19 protein-coding genes are annotated in these 17,306 nt (G+C 33.9%); 1 reads left to right on the top strand and 18 read right to left on the bottom strand.

From position 1 onward, the window contains the following. Positions 1-47: 47 nt before the first annotated feature. The 17 genes from JT739_RS10425 to JT739_RS10345 all read right to left on the bottom strand — a co-directional run bounded on the left by JT739_RS10425 (position 48) and on the right by JT739_RS10345 (position 13,494). Positions 48-476, bottom strand: coding sequence for a CD1247 N-terminal domain-containing protein (locus JT739_RS10425; RefSeq protein ID WP_237661059.1), 429 nt, complete (start codon positions 474-476; stop codon positions 48-50). A gap of 21 nt (positions 477-497) precedes the next feature. Beyond that, entirely contained in the window at positions 498-1,055 is a 558-nt protein-coding gene (gene efp, locus JT739_RS10420) for an elongation factor P (RefSeq protein WP_237661058.1), read from the bottom strand. Between the two features lie 15 nt (positions 1,056-1,070). After that, a complete protein-coding gene (locus JT739_RS10415) occupies positions 1,071-2,141 on the bottom strand; it encodes a Xaa-Pro peptidase family protein (RefSeq protein ID WP_237661057.1) in 1,071 nt (356 codons plus the stop codon). A 129-nt stretch (positions 2,142-2,270) separates the two neighbouring features. Next, on the bottom strand, positions 2,271-2,846 hold the full coding sequence (gene pilO / locus JT739_RS10410; protein ID WP_237661056.1) for a type 4a pilus biogenesis protein PilO: 576 nt from the start codon (positions 2,844-2,846) through the stop codon (positions 2,271-2,273). After that, on the bottom strand, positions 2,843-3,400 hold the full coding sequence (locus JT739_RS10405) for a PilN domain-containing protein (protein ID WP_237661055.1): 558 nt from the start codon (positions 3,398-3,400) through the stop codon (positions 2,843-2,845). Before JT739_RS10405 ends, pilO begins: the two co-directional genes overlap by 4 nt. Before the next feature lie 3 nt (positions 3,401-3,403). Continuing rightward, a complete protein-coding gene (pilM, locus tag JT739_RS10400; RefSeq protein ID WP_237661054.1) occupies positions 3,404-4,282 on the bottom strand; it encodes a type IV pilus biogenesis protein PilM in 879 nt (292 codons plus the stop codon). A 22-nt stretch (positions 4,283-4,304) separates the two neighbouring features. Further along, positions 4,305-4,772, bottom strand: coding sequence for a PilW family protein (locus tag JT739_RS10395; RefSeq protein WP_237661053.1), 468 nt, complete (start codon positions 4,770-4,772; stop codon positions 4,305-4,307). Continuing rightward, positions 4,747-5,106, bottom strand: a complete 360-nt coding sequence (locus JT739_RS10390; protein WP_237661052.1) for a prepilin-type N-terminal cleavage/methylation domain-containing protein — start codon at positions 5,104-5,106, stop codon at positions 4,747-4,749. Before JT739_RS10390 ends, JT739_RS10395 begins: the two co-directional genes overlap by 26 nt. A 48-nt stretch (positions 5,107-5,154) precedes the next feature. Next, complete coding sequence (locus JT739_RS10385) at positions 5,155-5,619, bottom strand: prepilin-type N-terminal cleavage/methylation domain-containing protein (protein WP_237661051.1); 465 nt, start codon at positions 5,617-5,619, stop codon at positions 5,155-5,157. Between the two features lie 12 nt (positions 5,620-5,631). Beyond that, positions 5,632-6,837, bottom strand: coding sequence for a type II secretion system F family protein (locus JT739_RS10380; protein ID WP_237661050.1), 1,206 nt, complete (start codon positions 6,835-6,837; stop codon positions 5,632-5,634). 23 nt (positions 6,838-6,860) lie between these two features. Continuing rightward, complete coding sequence (locus JT739_RS10375) at positions 6,861-8,507, bottom strand: GspE/PulE family protein (protein ID WP_237661049.1); 1,647 nt, start codon at positions 8,505-8,507, stop codon at positions 6,861-6,863. 102 nt (positions 8,508-8,609) lie between these two features. Beyond that, a complete protein-coding gene (locus JT739_RS10370; RefSeq protein ID WP_237661048.1) occupies positions 8,610-8,825 on the bottom strand; it encodes a hypothetical protein in 216 nt (71 codons plus the stop codon). A 29-nt stretch (positions 8,826-8,854) separates the two neighbouring features. Next, on the bottom strand, positions 8,855-9,358 hold the full coding sequence (locus tag JT739_RS10365; protein ID WP_237661047.1) for a YqeG family HAD IIIA-type phosphatase: 504 nt from the start codon (positions 9,356-9,358) through the stop codon (positions 8,855-8,857). A gap of 59 nt (positions 9,359-9,417) precedes the next feature. Beyond that, a complete protein-coding gene (sigK, locus tag JT739_RS10360; protein WP_237661046.1) occupies positions 9,418-10,131 on the bottom strand; it encodes an RNA polymerase sporulation sigma factor SigK in 714 nt (237 codons plus the stop codon). Between the two features lie 65 nt (positions 10,132-10,196). Then, positions 10,197-11,789 (bottom strand): penicillin-binding protein 2, encoded by a 1,593-nt coding sequence (locus tag JT739_RS10355; RefSeq protein ID WP_237661045.1) that lies wholly within the window; start codon positions 11,787-11,789, stop codon positions 10,197-10,199. 52 nt (positions 11,790-11,841) lie between these two features. Continuing rightward, positions 11,842-12,927, bottom strand: coding sequence for an endolytic transglycosylase MltG (gene mltG, locus JT739_RS10350; protein ID WP_237661044.1), 1,086 nt, complete (start codon positions 12,925-12,927; stop codon positions 11,842-11,844). 18 nt (positions 12,928-12,945) lie between these two features. Next, positions 12,946-13,494: a QueT transporter family protein gene (locus tag JT739_RS10345; protein ID WP_237661043.1), complete on the bottom strand. Its 549-nt coding sequence runs from the start codon at positions 13,492-13,494 to the stop codon at positions 12,946-12,948. Between the two features lie 383 nt (positions 13,495-13,877). On the opposite strand from JT739_RS10345, the gene JT739_RS10340 reads away from it, so the two are divergent. Continuing rightward, positions 13,878-16,577, top strand: a complete 2,700-nt coding sequence (locus JT739_RS10340; protein ID WP_237661042.1) for a calcium-transporting P-type ATPase, PMR1-type — start codon at positions 13,878-13,880, stop codon at positions 16,575-16,577. A 30-nt stretch (positions 16,578-16,607) separates the two neighbouring features. Here the strand turns inward: JT739_RS10340 and JT739_RS10335 are convergent, their stop codons facing one another. After that, a complete protein-coding gene (locus JT739_RS10335; RefSeq protein WP_237661041.1) occupies positions 16,608-17,069 on the bottom strand; it encodes a Fur family transcriptional regulator in 462 nt (153 codons plus the stop codon). Positions 17,070-17,306: the final 237 nt, after the last annotated feature.

Raw genomic sequence — 17,306 nt, 5'->3', positions numbered from 1 at the left:
CTCCAAAGGGAGCATATCATTACACCTTAAAGCAGTTTTTTTTGTTTTTATTCGCTTTCATCAAATTCTATTTCAGTTTTGCAATTAGGACATTCTGCTTTGCCATCTACTACAAAATCTTTATCAATATACACTGTTTCATGACACTTTGGGCAATCTGCTTCTAGAAAATCTTCATCGTCAAAATCATACTCATACTCATCGTCATAATATTCATCATCATCGTATTCATCATATTCTTCATCATCTTCTTCGTCACAATAAAAATCATCTTCTAATTCTCCAAGATCTTCATCAATGGACTCTACGTATTCCTGAGTTTCATCAATAGCCATATCTAAGTCCTCAATTGCTTCTGCCATTTCATCCAAGACATCTATTATCTCTGAAAATACCTTTTTAAGTTTGCTGTCTTGGATTTCAAGACCTTCAGCAAGGCCCTTCACATAAGACACTTTTAACCTGATATCATGCATAGTCATTCCTCCTTTCATAAGTTACACTCTACTTAAATACTCCCCTGTTCTTGTATCTACTCTTATTACATCACCGATGTTTATAAACAGAGGCACTTGGACTGTCAGACCAGTCTCCAAAGTAGCAGGTTTAGAACCACCTGTTGCTGTATCACCCTTAAATCCTGGCTCAGTTTGAGTTACCTCAAGTTCTACAAAAGTAGGCAGTTCTATTCCAATGGACACCCCATCATAAAACATAACCATAACTTCCATATTTTCTTTCAAGTATTTTATGGCATCCCCCATTTGATCTTCGATAAGAGGTATCTGTTCATAGGTTTGGGTATCCATAAAATAGTATACGTTACCTTCAGAATATAAATACTGCATGGTCTTTCTTTCTACCATAGCGCGGTTGAGCTTTTCGCCTGCTCTAAAGTTTCTTTCAAAAACTTGTCCTGTCTTTATATTCTTTATTTTCGTTCTAACAAAGGCGGCTCCTTTTCCCGGCTTTACATGCTGAAAATCAACTACCATGTAAACATCGCCGTCGATTTCCACTGTTACTCCTGTTCTTAAATCATTAGTTGATATCAATAAAAACACCTCCAATTATAAGCAAATTAATCTTTTTTCACTATGAGTTAAATTTTCACACCCGTTTTCGGTTAATACAATCATGTCTTCTATCCTTACCCCGCCAAACTTTTCTATGTAAATCCCAGGTTCGACTGTTACAACCATGCCCGGCAAGAGTGTACTTTCGCTTTTGGGAGATAATCTAGGCTCTTCATGAATCTCCAACCCTACACCATGACCTAATCCATGGCCAAAGTTTTTACCATAACCTTGCTCAGAAATATAGTCTCTGGCAACATAGTCAATATCTTTACCCTTTAACCCTGGCTTTATTAACTCTAAAGCCTTTATTTGTGCGCGAAGGACAGTATTATAAATTGACTGCTGTTGCTCTGAGGGTTTACCAATTACGATAGTTCTTGTCATATCAGAACAATATCCATTGAAACGAGCACCAAAATCTATAGTAACAAAATCTCCATATTGTAATTTGCGTTCTGAAGGTATTCCATGGGGCAATGACGTTTTAGGACCTGAAATTAATATTGTCTCAAAAGCTACTTTCTTTGAGCCACTTTTTTTCATAAAGTACTCTAATTCAGCTACTAAATCTAGTTCACTTTCTCCAGGTTTGATAAAACCTAAAATATGTTCAAAAGCCTTATCAGTTATTTTTTGAGCATTTTTTATAAAGGTTATTTCATTTTCGTCTTTAATGATTCTTAGCTCTTCTATTAACCCATCAGTCTTCAGTAATTTTATATTTTTAAAATGAGAGATCAGATTATCATACTCTTTGACAGTAAGTGAATGACGTTCAAATCCAATAGTCAGTAAGCCTAATTCTTTTATAATATTGTGGGCAATCGAAAAATGAGAAACGCCAGAGCCTATTTCTACTACTTCAAAACTTGTCTCATGTTTTGCTTGCTCAGAATATCTAAAGTCAGTAATAATATAATTTTGGGAGCCAGTTATTATTGCTATGCCTTCTCCTGAAAAACCGGATATATAATAAATATTCTCAGGCTTACTTACAATTAGTCCTTCTAAATTGTTCTCAGAGAGTTTTTTTGCTAAATTATTAACGCGAACCTGAAACAAGTAACCCCCCCTTTGAAATATAGATATCCTGTAAAGTTGCTATTGTGAGTATTTCCCCCAGAGTTTATAATTATTCCCTAATAATATTACCATATTTCCTTTTATTTGAATAGAGTTTGAAGTTTGCTGTTAAGTTGTTTGAGGAAAATAGTATAGGTTGACTTTAACAGTAAGGGTCCACGGAAAATTTGAATTTGATATATCCTCAATTTTTGTTAATCGCAATTCATTAACTTGGGAAATTCGGGAACAGCTTTCTAGCTTATCAAGAAAACTTATTAGCGAATCAAACTCTCCACCAATTGTTATTTCACAAGGAACTATATTGACTTCAATTTCTGAAAAGTTCTCTGTTATTATGTCTTGGGGCAATATTGAAATTATGGTGATTTCTAGTTGTTCTCCCCATACTTCAAGTTCCCCGATAAACTTTGACAGGTCGTTATTTCCAGGCACACTTTTCAGCAAGTCGGTATATTTACCCAAAATTTCATCGTAATTTAGATATTTTCTGTATAATTTTTCATATGATGATTTTTCTTTGTTGAGTTCACTGAGCTGGTTTTCTAAACTGTTTAGTTTAATTATCCTAGGCACAATTGCAAAGGATACGCTAAAAAAAATAAAACTGATGACCAACAAAAAAATCAACACCAGCTCTCTCTTTGTAACAGATCTCCTAAAACCACCTAAGTATTTTCTCATTGCAATCTTTCCTTTGACAGTTCAACAATTATTTCAAAAGCATAATTATGTTTTACATCATATCTAAATTCCGTAAAACGCGTAAAACCTAGTAATACATCTAATACGCCATCTATAGTTTTTAAATCTTCCATTAACCGTGAAACATAAACATGCCTGGGAGTATATCCACTGATTTTAATCCTACCGGATTCTTCTATACCTATGTAAATTATGCTTACTTCGTTTGGGACTAAATCAACTATACAATTGATTGTTGTAGAATAATTTGTTTTATTTTTAAATACATCATTATAAATCTTCTGTCTTTTTTCAAAGTCATTTAATATTTTCTGAATGTCGCTGTTAATTTGGATTTTAGACTTTATTTTAGCAATATCTTGATGTGCTTTTAAAATTTCATCTTCTAAAAATAGTATCGAATTGCTGGTGGTTATAATAATAACTATTAATAAAACTAACAAAATGCCGCCTGCTAATATACAAAAAAGGCTTAGTCTCTTTTTGTTTTGTACGACTAAAATTTCTTTAGGAAGAAGATTTAATTTATGCATAGTCTAACCTCGTAAACCAAAACCTATAGCACTGAAAAAATCCATTGGGTTTTCTATATTTGAATGATTTTCAACAATAAAGTTACATTCTAATTCGTTTCCTAAATAAGTATCAATTTTAAAATAGTTCCTAAAAACTTCCTTTAATGCACTGTTTTTCCCTAACAATATTATTTTATCAATCGGGGACTTTTTGCTTTGCAAAAAATAAAAATTAAAAATTCTAGAGATTTCTTGTAGAAAATTTTCAAAGGAGATATTAGAGGGAAAATCAAGATTCCTATTTAAAATTAATATGCCATTTTCTACAATGGTAATTTCGCTGTGTGTAACACCTAAGTCTATAATTGCCGATACATCGGTCTTTTTTTCAGTTTTTAATACACGTGCATTAGCAAGAGGATATACATCTATTGCCCTTATGTTAAATCCTGCTTCAGTTAAGATTTTAGTGTAAGTCATTATTAAATTTTTGGGAACTGCTACCAATAAAACACGACAGATATTTTTTTGTTCTTCTAGTATCTCATAATCACTTATGTATTCATCACTAAAGATAGTATCAAATTCCTGCATTTCCCAAAATATAGCTTCTTTTAACTCTTTTTTGTTTAATAAAGGAAAATTGACATATCTAAATGCAGCATAATTGCTAGAAACTCCAATAACCACGCTATTTGAGGATAACCTTTGCTTAATTTCTGCTAGGACTTGTTTAATTGCAAATTGTTCTTGCTGAGTTTTAAAAACTGTGGTGCCTAGCGGATTTTCAATTTCATAAAGCCCTTTTATTATGTTTTTATTTCCCCTTTTTACTAAATGAGCAACTCTAATGTTATCAGCCCTAATATCTATTCCCAAATATGAGGACTTAAAAAACATTTTTTCACCACCAAGGTGTTTTTTACTTTATCCAGGTTCCAAAAGGGGTTACTTTAGTTTTTATAGTCAATTTTTCAAATGGAACACTTACTGATAGCAACATCTCTATATAGTCATTCGTAGATTGAATAAATTTTAAATCGCTCAATTCAGCTATAGGGTTCGTACCGGCGTTTCTTTTTCTATATAGAACTCCATTTTGAAAATAAAATATTATTTGTTCTCCAGCAGCGGTGGTTATTTTAATTTCGTTTTCAGATATTACTTCAACAATCCTGGCCTGTCTTAAGGCTGAAGAAAGCCACAGGAAAGCTTGTCTTACATTTTGCTGTGCATAAAGTCTGAAATCTTCGCGCTTGTAAGCTTTTTCTGCTATACTGACCATAGCAAAAGTGGCAGTTAAAATTAAGCTTAACAGGCCCAATGAGACTATTATTTCGATAAGCGTAAATCCTTTGGAATTTTTAGTAGTTGCCACGGTACGTAGCAATATGTACCACCCCATTATTACCATGTACCTTCACTATTATTTTTATAAGATTTGGTTCTTCAAGTTGGATTTGTACACTTCTTTCAAAATATAAATCATCAAACTTTATGTTTTCTTCTATATGAGTGCCAAGTTTTAATAAAACTTGATCGAATGAAAGGGCTTTTAATTCCTCGATTTTTTCTTGAGCTAATGTTGTTGCAATCAATATTTCTTTACTTTTTATGTTGGAAAATAAACTTTGAGATAATAATGTGCTGACAGGAACTGCGATTAAAGCTAAAACAGTTACAGATATAATAATTTCAATAAGCGTAAATCCCTTATTACGCATGATATTTCTCCTAATATGTAAAAATATAGTTGTAATTTTTAAATAAAGTTATGGAGGGGTATACCCAATTCTTACCCTGCCCGTAGATACTGAAACGATAACATAAAGTGTATCTCTACCGTTTGTAATGGCTATAGTGCCTCCTCTATTAGGGGCTCCTGTTGGATAAAACGCTATGGTCTTATCAACTTCAGAATAAGTTGTCCAATCTAAACGCACTCCTGGTGGCAATTTTATCATTTTTCCTCGACTGCCTGACATCATTATATAATTGTCTTTACGATTTAGATCCAGCACTATTTTACAAGAAACACCTTTAGTTATGGATTTTTGCTGAGTTACCCTTATATTTTGAGCAAGTTCTTTGGCAGCTGTTTCTAATTTGTATTTGGCAAGTGTATTTTTAAAGTTAGGAATAGCTACTACAGACAATAAGCCAAGTATTGCTATTACTAATACTATTTCGATTAAAGTAAAACCGTTAATTTTATGCACATTTTTACTTTTATACATATACAATCCCTGCTAAAATAGCTTATATATTTCAAACATGGGCATTACCATTGATACAACGATAAAAGCAGTAATAATTGTAAATACAATAATAATTACAGGTTCCATAAGTGCCATCAATCTTTCTTGCAAAATATCTACATCATTTTCATGCATTAAAGCAACCATACCTAAGGTTTTTTCTAAAACACCTGCTTCTTCTCCTGTTGCTACCATTTTTGTCATGATTGGCGGAAAAACTTTCTCGCTTAAAACTTCAGACAAATTCTTTCCTTGACTCAAACCTATCATCATTTTTTGAAGTTCTCTTATCATAACGCGGTTTTTTACTGTGCCCGCAGCTATTTCTATTGCATTTAAAATAGGTATTCCACTTGAAACTAAAATATATAGAACCCGCATTATTCTAGCAGACAAATCCTTTTTTACTAATTCACTGACAAAAGGAATAGAAAGCATTAATTTATCTAGTTGATAAGATAATCTTTCTGATTTGATGCATCGCGATAAAATAGGCAACAATGCAAATAACAGCAACAAGGCTATTATAAAAATTTGCGCAATATGTGAACTTATCCACATGAGCATTTGCGTGGACCTTGGCAGTTTAGCTCCAAAGGAAGAATATATATTGGCATAAACCGGCAAAACTTTTATTGTTAAAAAAATTATAACCACAAATGATGTTATTCCCAGTATACAAGGATATGCCAATACATTTTTTACTTTTTCACTTCGCCTTGCAATATCAGAATAATAACCAGAAAGCATTTCAAAAATAGCACTCAAGTTTCCTGAAGCTTCTCCTGCTTCAATCATAGCAACAAAAACTTCAGAAAATACATAGGGATAGTTTTTTAAGGCATCTGCTAAAGAATAACCGCATTTTATATGCCAATTAATATCTATAAAAATATTGCGCATTTTCCTATTTTGCGTTTTGTTGATAATGAAATTTAAGCTTTCTATAATATCTGCACCAGCTTCTATCATTGCTCCAAATTGTCTACAGAAAACTGCCAATTCGTTAGGACTTGGTCTTTTAAAAAAAGCCATTAGCAGATATAAAAAACTGTTTGTGTTTACTTCTCTAATCTTAACTGGCACAAAACCTCGATCTTTTATTCTTTTTGCAACTAAATACATATTTTCTGTGTTTAGTAGACCACTAATTTCTTCACCACCAAAACTTCTCCCTTTGTAATAATAAAGTGCCATCAATATCAGCCCTTTATAGGAATTTACTTAAAAAGCAATCCCATCAATTCTTCTGTGGTTGTAACGCCTTTTTTAATAAGCTCTATACCATTTTCTTTGATATTTTTATAACCGAGTTTACGGGAAACTCTATCAATTTCTTGTGATGAAGCCTTTTTTGAAATCAACCGACGGTGCGCCGAATGAATATTTATTATTTCACCTATAACTGTGCGACCATTGTAACCGGTGTAACTGCAAAAATCACACCCTTTGCCCCTAAAAAGTTTAAGCTTTCGACCTTTAAACCCCAAAAATGTCCTCTCGATTTCTGATGAAGTATATTTTTCTTTACATTTTTTACATATTTTCCGCACTAATCTTTGAGAAATAATTCCTACAAGGCAAGAAGCCAAAAGGTAAGATTCTACTCCCATGTCTAGCAATCTAACAATGGCACCTGATGCATTATTAGTATGTAACGTTGAAAATACTAAATGGCCAGTTAGTGCTGCCCTAATAGCAATATCTGCGGTTTCTTTATCTCTTATTTCGCCAACCATAATTATATTGGGATCTTGCCTTAAAATAGCTCGTAACCCGCTAGCAAATGTTATACCAGTCTTGGGATTTATTTGAACTTGATTGATGCCTGGTAAAGCAAATTCAACGGGGTCCTCAAGGGTTACTATATTTTTATTCGGTTTATTAATATAGTTAAGCATAGAATAAAGTGTAGTAGTTTTACCGCTCCCAGTTGGACCGCAGACAAGAATCATACCATAAGGCAAGTTCAACATTTTATATATATTTTTTATTTGACTTGCGTTAAATCCCAACTGCTGAATTTTGAGCAAAAACTTATCGCGATTTAATATCCTGATTACAGCTTTCTCACCGTTTACAGTAGGAACCGTAGATACTCTAAAATCAACAATGTGTCCGTTTATAGTCAGTCTAAAACTTCCATCCTGGAAAAATCTCCTCTTTGTAATGTCAAGACCTGCCATTATTTTTATACGCGTTAAAATCGGTTGCAGCAAAGCTTTGTTGATAAGCATTATCTGTACTAGCTCACCATCTAGCCTGTATCTTATGCGCACATTTTTTTCATCAGGTTCTATATGAATATCGCTGGCATTTTTTATGACCGCTTGTTGTATAATCGTATTGACAAGTTTAATAATAGGTGCCTTTTCCGCTACCTCAAATTCATTGTCAATATCTCTTTGATTATCATCTTTTATTATACTTGCTGCAGAGTTTGAATGAAATTTATAATGTAGATCAATAGCCTTTTGAATTTCCTTTCTGCTGGCTATAACAACCTGTATATTATAATTTGTTGCAAGTTTAATATCATCAATTGCAAATATATTGAAAGGATTGCTTAGCGCCACAAATAATGTATTCCCATCTTTTTTTATGGGTAAAACTGTGTGTTTTCTCGCTAAATACTCCGGCACCAACTGCACTACATCGGGACTAATATACAATTTATTTAAATTTACACGAGGCAAACTAGTAATAATGGCCAAAATTTCTGTCAGTTCACTGTCTGTCATAAAACCTTCTTCAATTATTATTTCATCTAATCTTTTATCCGTTTTAAGTTGTATTTCTTTAGCTTTTTTTAAATCTGCTTGTGTCAAATAATTTCCCTGCAGCAAGTAATCTTCAAGGCTTTTCATAAACTCTTTAGCTCACTCCTTGATTTTGTATATACTACTATTCAACAATTTTCTAGAAAATCCTTCCTGTCTTGACATTAAAAAAGACATTAAAAAAAAGCCCTATAGGCTTTTTTTGATAAAATACAGTCTCATTTGTGATATATCTTTTTTGTTCGCAGTAAAACCTACATCCATTAGACGGTAGTTATTTAAATTGGGATTTTTCTGTTTCAAATCTTTTACAATCTTTTTTAATTCATTTATTAAAACAAAAGGTTCATGCAAATTAAACGCTAAGAAGTGGGGCATTTCTTTGTTTATTGTCAACAATTCCACTAACATCCCCCCAAAAATAAATCTGTTAGTTAGATTAATTTTTTGCTCTCTAATATTTTTAAAAGCCGTCGTTCCAATATCCTCATTACTCTTGTCCAGTAAAACTCTCGGTCGCTCAGTGGTTTCACTAAAATAGCATATAAACCCATTCGCTTTGCACCAAAAATATCAGTAAATATTTGGTCACCAACTACTGCCGTTTGCTCTGGCTGCGTCCCTAAAATATCCATACCCTTTTTAAATGCAGCTTTAAATGGTTTTAGCGAACCAAACACTGCAGGAATTTCCAAGAGTTCAGAACAGTATTTTATACGATCATACTTGTTATTTGATATGATACAAAGAGATAAACCTTCATTCAAACATTGCTTTGTCCAGTTTATCATCTTATCTTCAATACATTTTGAATCCCAGGGAAGTAAAGTGTTATCTAAATCGATTAATATGCCTTTGATACTTTTTTGCTTAATGAGATTTAAATCCAACTCATAGATATCTTTAATATATAAATCAGGGCAAAATAAATTCAGCATAGCTCGCCTCGTTTAATAAAAGTTTTTGTATTATATATTATATTATTAATAAGCTATTTTCAACTGTCAGAAAGCATCTCTTTACACAACTTTTTTATTGCTCTCTTTTCGATTCTAGACACGTAAGACCTAGATATTCCTAACAACTTAGCTATTTCCCTCTGAGTTTTAGTAGCTCCGTTTATAAGGCCATAGCGAAGCTCTATAACTTTTCGCTCTCTGCTTTTTAAGGCTGTCTTAATTTTTTCATGTAATTTTTCCTGTTGAAACTTTTTCGCAATTTCATCTGTAACCGCATCAGTATCAGTCCCTAATACGTCAATAAGTGAAATCTCATTTCCTTCTTTATCTATTCCAATAGGATCTTGCAATGAAACTTCAGCCTTAATTTTTTTAGCTGATCTCAGATTCATAAGTATCTCATTTTCAATGCAACGGGCTGCATAAGTAGCAAGACGGTTGCCTTTATTCTGGTTGAAAGTGGTAATTGCTTTTATAAGGCCGATTGTACCTATAGATATTAAATCATCCATATCTTCTCCGGTGCTGGCAAACTTTTTAACTATATGAGCAACCAATCTTAAATTATGTTCGATAAGAATGTTTCTTGCTTCTTCACTCCCTTCGTTGTATAGCATTAAATATTTTTCTTCTTCTTCTGGTGTTAGAGGTTGCGGAAATGTTGTAGAATTTGTTATGAAGGCTAACCATGTTAATATTTCCTTAAAAAATAAAATACCCAGAGTCACTAGGACTGACAGGGCATTTGCCATATTAAGCACCCCCCTGTGCGGTACCTATAATATATGACTTGGGCTTAAAAAATGTGCATGTATTTTTAATTTATTATTGTAGAAATTTGATTAATTATTTCTTTAAAAACTGGGGCAGCGACGACAGAACCTGAGCCACCATGTTCCACAAACACAGATATAACTACTTTAGGTTTATCGGCAGGATAATAACCAACAAACCAGGCATGGGAAATAGCATTTTCGATTTCAGCAGTGCCCGTCTTGCCACCTATAGTTTGGCTATTCTGAGGGTTGGCTCTAATCCCAGTGCCATATTCAGTTGCCGCTTCCAAAGCTTCCTTTACCTTTTGAGCAGTTTCAGTTGATAAAACTTTTTTATCTTCGGTGTGTGAAATCAAATTCACTTGCGTATTCCCCATACTATCTATTGTTTCTTTTATCAACACAGGTTTTTTTAAAGCCCCATCATTAACTATTGTTAAAAGCATTTGAGCAGCCTGAACAGGTGTTATCCCAATAGGGCCTTGACCTATAGATATATTGCCAATATCTTGATAAAAAACCTCATCGTTTAATGGAATGTTTCCGTCTTTTTCTTCAGGCAGACCGATGTCAGTTTTTTCACCTAAGCCTAATCGCCTTGCATACTCTAAAATCTTATCCTTTCCTAATCTCATACCTAGTTGAATAAAAACTGAATTGCAGGAATACGCCAAAGCATCTTTTAAGGTCAATTCTCCATGACCGCCATCTTCGTAACTATAACATTTAAAGATGTTTCCCCCTACTTTCTCAAAGCCATTGCAAAAAAACACATCATCTAAATCTGCTAATTTTTCTTCAAGAGTAGCAGATAAAACTACTATTTTGAATATGGAACCAGGTGTATAACTTTCAACGGCGCGATTAATTAGGGGAGCATTTTCTTGCTTCAAATATTCGTCTAATTTAAACTGTTTATAATTTGGTCTGCTGGCCATAGCTAAAATTTCCCCTGACTTTGCATTAATTACAACTACTGCACCAGCTTCAATTCTTTTATCCATAATATCTTCAACGATTTTCTGAATGTCTTTATCAATTGTTAATTTTACTCCCCAGGGTTTTACCTTATTTTTATTTTGGGCAAGCGAGATACCAACAATTGGTTGACCTAAGCCATCGTTTATTACATAATAATTTTTTATATTACTTTCAAGAAAACTATTAAACGCTTTTTCAATTCCTGTTTGACCTTGAAAGCCAACCACATGTGTAGCTAAAGCTTCTGGGCCGTATCTTACATCTTTTTCATAAATAACTAGGCCAGGAGTCTTATTTATAAGGCTATATAAAATCTTTGAGTTTTCGGGTGTAACCGGAATATTTTCTACATTACTATCTTCAATTGAATCTAAAATATTGTTTTCCACTAGAAGTTGTTTTTCCTCAAGTGACAACCAATTAGGGGAAATAACAGCAAAACTTGCTGTATAGTTACCCGTCAAAGACTCGCCGTTTGTATCGTATATACCTCCTCTAACTTTTTCTGCCATATCGCCGGTTTTTTGTAAAAAAGCACTTTGAGCAAAAAAATCTCCCTGTGCAATTTGAATGTAAAAAAGTCTAAGAATTAGCATCATACTCAATGTAATAATTGAAAATAGCAAAACATAGATGCGCTTGTTTTTTCCCACCTGTATTCACCCAAGAGTATAATACCCTTTAGATGGATTTTTATTCCTAAAACTATTTATTGCTTTCAACCATTGCTTGAGCTTCAAGATGTTCTGAATATGTCCTGGTAAAAATATGAGTTCCATCACCTTTTGCTACAAAAAATAGATAATCAACATCAGCCGGATTTGCGACTGCTAACATAGATGACAAACCAGGTGCTCCTATGGGGCCAGGTGGTAAATGATTAACTTTGTAAGTATTGTATGGCGAATCAATTTCAAGGTCATCTAGAGATAGTTCTGCCTTATGTTCACCTAAAGCATAAGCTACAGTTGCGCAAGATTGTAGCGGCATCCCTAGTTTTAGCCTGTTTTGAAAAACTGCTGATATTATAGGCCTTTCGCTATCTACTTTGGCCTCTGCCTCAACTATTGAAGCTAATGTAACAACTTCATAAGGCGTTAAATCAATATTGTTTTGTTTTACAGCACTGTCAACTTTGTCAAAGTAAACTTCCTCAAAGCGCTTTAACAATATATCTATGTAAAACTCTGCATTTTTGCCCAGGGGCAAAAAGTATGTATCGGGAAAGAGGAACCCTTCCAATGTAGCATTCGGTGGAAAATCCTGTAAAATAGAATGTTTATTTTTAAATTTGTCTATCTGAAGGGAGCCAAAAAATTCTTCTTGAGAGACAAGTCCCTTTTCACTAAAAATCCCAGCGATAGTTTTAAGTGTACTGCCCTCAGGTATTGTAACTTTTATATCTTCATTGATGCTTTGTCCATTAACTAGCTTATCCAGTATTTCTTCAGGAGACATAGACGGGCTTAAATGATATTTGCCGGCCTTTATTTTATTATCTTTGCCAGTATACTTTGCATATAAACTAAAAACGAACTGATTTTTTATTATACCTAGGTCATGCATTTTTGCAGCCAGTTGGTTTGCATTACTACCACTTACAACTTCGAATTCAATAAAAGCTGTACTAGTTGCATCTTTAGGATACAGCATGCTTTTAATCCATATTAAAGATATAATAGGTACAATTATAAAAAATACAATAGTAATAGAGATGATTTTCTTCCTGTCTCTTATGTATTTTACTGCACGGCTTTCAATAAAACGATGGTATAGGTATTTAATATTCAAAAGGCCCACCCCCTTTATTTATCCCTTTCTGAAAAAATCTTTTAAGCTTGTCCTTTGTATAAAAGAAAACAATGGAATTCCTAAACCTGCTACTGATACTACCTGACCTATGCCTATATATAAAGCTGTTAATAAGTAAGGAACATCATAAATTATTGACAAATAATAAGCAACTCCAAATGCATTTAAAATAATGGGCGGAAGCGAACCTAATACAGGACCAGGCATTTTGGCAGTAATACATGCTGCTATAAGTGTAATAATACTGCCAAAATAAATGTCCCACGGCCCCATTCCGCCTAATATATTTGCTATTAAGCAACCGATGAAAAGGCCCGGAACAGCTGAAGATTCAATAAGAGGCAGCAATGTTAATGCTTCAGATACTCTTACTTGAATTGGACCATAACTTATAGGTTTAAATAAGTACGTAATCAGAGCATAAATAGTTGCTATCACAGCGGCTCTAGTTAAATAGCTGGCTTTATTTGCCTCAGTTATTTTCACTTGACCAAGTAAATAACCTAGCAATAATAAAGTTGCCGCGAATAATATAACAAAAAGCATAAAGAACCTCCTTTGGCTATATTGCACCATCATGTTCTAGTTTAACCTTGCAACTTCAACTAGTCAAATATTTTGGTATTGACTTTACTTAGATTTTACTGTATATTTTTATACGGAAATTAAAGGGGAGTAGTCATTTTGATAAAGCCACCAACTCGGCATTACTGCCTGGCTTTATCATTCAGATTTATCTGAAGACGAGACCTTTAATATAATTATTTATGTAATTATATTAAAGGTCTTTTTGTTTTTTAAAAATTGCGCTACGATTTATAATCTTTATTATAATATTATTTATGTATTTATCAAGGAGGTGGATTTTTTAAAAATAATTTATCTCAATTTTCACATACTACTAATACAAAATATAAGGAGGGTAATTCTTGGAAAAAACTAAATGGTATTCATTAAAAAAGCAAGATATATCTACAAAATTGAATACTGATTTAGAAAAAGGCCTTTCCTCTGAGCTGGCTAGTGAAAGACTAAAGTCTTTCGGCTATAACGAATTAGTCGGCAAAAAAGGAGAAACCATTTGGCAAATGTTGCTTTCCCAATTTCAGGATTTTTTGGTGCTAATACTTATTGGTGCAAGTGTCATTTCGGCACTTATAGGGGAAGTTACAGATTCTATCGTGATAATACTTATTGTAATTTTAAATGCCACTTTAGGCGTTATTCAGGAATTTAGGGCCAATAAAGCTTTAGAAGCTCTAAAAAAAATGGCGGCTCCTGAAGCAAAGGTCATAAGAGATGGAAAAATGATGGAAATCCCCGCTCGCGAACTTGTACCAGGAGATTTGGTGCTTTTAGAAGCGGGAAATTACGTTCCTGCAGACTTAAGGCTTATCGAAAGCGTCAACTTGAAAATAGAAGAAGCTTCTCTCACCGGCGAATCAGTACCCGTTGAAAAAAATGCGGAAATTGTTTTCAATGATGAGGTTCCGCTGGGAGACCGAAGCAATTCAGCTTTTATGAGCACAGTAGTAACTTATGGCAGAGGTAAAGGTATCGTTGTTGAAACAGGAATGAATACTCAAATAGGATTAATAGCTGAGATGCTGGAAAGCTACGAAGAAGAAACCACACCCCTTCAGAAAAAACTCGATGAGTTAGGAAAAATCTTAGGAATTGCCAGTCTCGCTATCTGCGGAATAGTTTTCTTGCTAGGCCTTTTTAGAGGAGTTCCTATCTTAGAGATGTTCATGACTGCTGTCAGCTTGGCAGTAGCAGCAATTCCTGAAGGTTTACCTGCTATTGTAACTATAGTGCTTGCCCTTGGAATGCAGCGCATGGTAAAAAGAAATTCAATAATAAAGAAATTACATGCAGTTGAAACCCTAGGCAGCACAACAGTAATATGTTCGGATAAAACTGGGACACTAACTCAAAATGAAATGACAGCTCAAAAGGTGTTTGTCAATGGAAAAATCTATTCTATTTCTGGAGAAGGTTACAAACCTCAAGGCGATTTTACTCTTAACGATGAAAAAATAGATCCTTTAGCGGATGCAGATTTAAAAATGCTTTTAACCATAAGCGCACTGTGTAATGATGCTAAACTTGAAGAAAGTGGATCTGACGGAGATAAAACTTGGCGCATAATAGGCGATCCGACGGAAGGTTGCTTGGTAGTTGCAGCAACAAAGGCGGGTATATCTTTAGAGGAATTAAACAAAACCAAACCAAGACTCCAAGAAATACCCTTTGACTCTGACCGCAAGCGAATGACCACATTTCATCCTCATGAAGACGGATATATTGCCTGCATCAAGGGCGCTCCAGATGTAATGCTTAATCTATCAAACAGGATATTAAAAAATGGTACAATATCAAATATTACAGATGACGACAGAAAACAGATTTTAGAAATAAATCACCACATGGCTTCCCAAGCTTTAAGAGTATTGGCCTTTGCTTATAAATTAGAAAATGAAATACCCAAGGAACCCAATCCTGATGAAATAGAAAAAGATATGATTTTTGTAGGCCTTGTAGGTATGATAGACCCTGCTAGACCCGAAGCAAAAGAAGCTATAAAGGTCTGCAAAGGGGCCGGCATAAGGCCTGTTATGATAACTGGTGATTATAAAGACACCGCTGAAGCTATCGCACGGGATTTAGGCATGATAGACGAAGGCTCCAGGGTTTTAACAGGAACCGAACTTGATTCCATGAGCGATGAAGAATTAATTTCTGTTGCCAATCAAGTTTCGGTCTATGCTCGAGTTTCTCCTATTCACAAACTTAGAATTGTTGATGCTATAAAGCAAAACAAACAAATTGTCGCCATGACAGGTGATGGTGTAAACGATGCACCAGCACTTAAAAAAGCTGACATAGGTATTGCTATGGGAATCACAGGAACTGACGTGGCAAAAGAAACTGCTGAAATGATTCTCACAGATGATAACTTTGCCAGTATAGTAGCCGCTGTTGAAGAAGGTAGAGTCATATACTCAAATATACGTAAATTTATCTTCTTCCTCTTGTCATGTAATATAGCTGAAATTTTGATTATATTTATAGCAATGCTGGTTGGGTTGCCAATACCTCTTAGGCCAATCCAACTATTGTGGTTGAACTTACTAACTGACGCGTTTCCTGCCCTTGCTTTAGGAATGGAAGCAAAAGAACCTGATATAATGAGTAAAGCGCCTAGAAATCCCAATGAGCCTATAATGGATAGTAGAATGAAATGGCAAATTGGTATTCAAAGTACTTTTATGACAGCGGCAGTGTTAGGTGTGTTTGCGTTTGCACTCAGTAGGAATGCAAGTTTAGAAGTCGCACAAACTTATGCATTTGTAACCCTAATTTTCAGTGAGCTACTAAGAGCATACACATCTCGTTCAGAAACCTTCTCGGTGTTTAAATTAGGCTTTTTCAGCAACAAATATATGGTAGGCGGTACATTTATATCATTTTTGTTACTCTTGGTAGTAATATATGTTCCCGCTTTAAGAGATGTATTTGGCACCGTCAAACTTTCAATATATGACTGGGATGTAATAGTTCTTTTCGGTGTAATGCCATTTATTGCAGCAGAAGTAAGTAAAATCTTTTTAAGAAAACGCGCATAAATAATAGAGCCCTACTCAATTAGGGCTCTATTATTTATCTTCTCTTTTGCAGTTTTTACAATATCCAAAAAATTTAACCATGTGATCTGTCACTTGAAAATCATTGTCCTTTTCAATTTTATGTTCTAATTGTTCAAGTAGATCATCATCAAATTCATATACATTTCCACAATCAATACAGATCAAATGGTGGTGCTGATGTCGTTCATCTTCGCTTAATTCATATCTATAACAACCATCATTGAAATTAAGTTTTTTTACAATATCAAAGTCATCAAACAATTGCAAAGTCCTGTATATGGTTGCAAGACCTATATTAGGATACTTGCTCTTTACAAGCTCATAAACATCTTCTGTGCTTAAATGTTTAGACTGGTTTTCAATAAGCACGTCAAGGGTTGCTCTTCTTTGCGGAGTCAATTTAAACTCTTTTTCTCTTAACTTTTCTTCAATTAAACGTATTTTTTGTTTCTTCTCTTCTTCATTAACCATAGACACAACACCACCTTTGGCATGCTAATATGTATATAGTATATTGCAAATAATATTCATTGTCAAGAATTTAAAATTTAATGATGTTGTTATTCTGTGATAATGTCATGTTGAATTTATTCTGATAAAATGTCAGGTATGAGAGAGGAGACATTCAACATGACTCAAAAAGAGATAACTCGTCTTAGGGTTATCAATCAAGCTATCGATAAAGTGATTACCATAGAGAAGCTGCTG

Source organism: Tepidanaerobacter sp. GT38, assembly GCF_021991635.1.
GTDB lineage: Bacteria > Bacillota > Thermosediminibacteria > Thermosediminibacterales > Tepidanaerobacteraceae > DTU063.
The sequence above is the reverse complement of the archived record's forward strand: the minus strand, read 5'-3'. Positions and strand labels throughout refer to the sequence as shown.

Bases quoted from the DNA above. Each gene is read 5' to 3' on its own strand.
- JT739_RS10385 (WP_237661051.1), bottom strand. From the start codon at position 5,619: ATGTATAAAAGTAAAAATGTGCATAAAATTAACGGTTTTACTTTAATC.
- pilO (WP_237661056.1), bottom strand. From the start codon at position 2,846: ATGAGAAAATACTTAGGTGGTTTTAGGAGATCTGTTACAAAGAGAGAG.
- JT739_RS10345 (WP_237661043.1), bottom strand. From the start codon at position 13,494: ATGCTTTTTGTTATATTATTCGCGGCAACTTTATTATTGCTAGGTTAT.
- JT739_RS10335 (WP_237661041.1), bottom strand. From the start codon at position 17,069: ATGGTTAATGAAGAAGAGAAGAAACAAAAAATACGTTTAATTGAAGAA.
- JT739_RS10380 (WP_237661050.1), bottom strand. From the start codon at position 6,837: ATGGCACTTTATTATTACAAAGGGAGAAGTTTTGGTGGTGAAGAAATT.
- JT739_RS10405 (WP_237661055.1), bottom strand. From the start codon at position 3,400: ATGCATAAATTAAATCTTCTTCCTAAAGAAATTTTAGTCGTACAAAAC.
- JT739_RS10425 (WP_237661059.1), bottom strand. From the start codon at position 476: ATGCATGATATCAGGTTAAAAGTGTCTTATGTGAAGGGCCTTGCTGAA.
- JT739_RS10365 (WP_237661047.1), bottom strand. From the start codon at position 9,358: ATGCTGAATTTATTTTGCCCTGATTTATATATTAAAGATATCTATGAG.
- JT739_RS10390 (WP_237661052.1), bottom strand. From the start codon at position 5,106: ATGCGTAATAAGGGATTTACGCTTATTGAAATTATTATATCTGTAACT.
- JT739_RS10375 (WP_237661049.1), bottom strand. From the start codon at position 8,507: ATGAAAAGCCTTGAAGATTACTTGCTGCAGGGAAATTATTTGACACAA.
- pilM (WP_237661054.1), bottom strand. From the start codon at position 4,282: ATGTTTTTTAAGTCCTCATATTTGGGAATAGATATTAGGGCTGATAAC.
- sigK (WP_237661046.1), bottom strand. From the start codon at position 10,131: ATGGCAAATGCCCTGTCAGTCCTAGTGACTCTGGGTATTTTATTTTTT.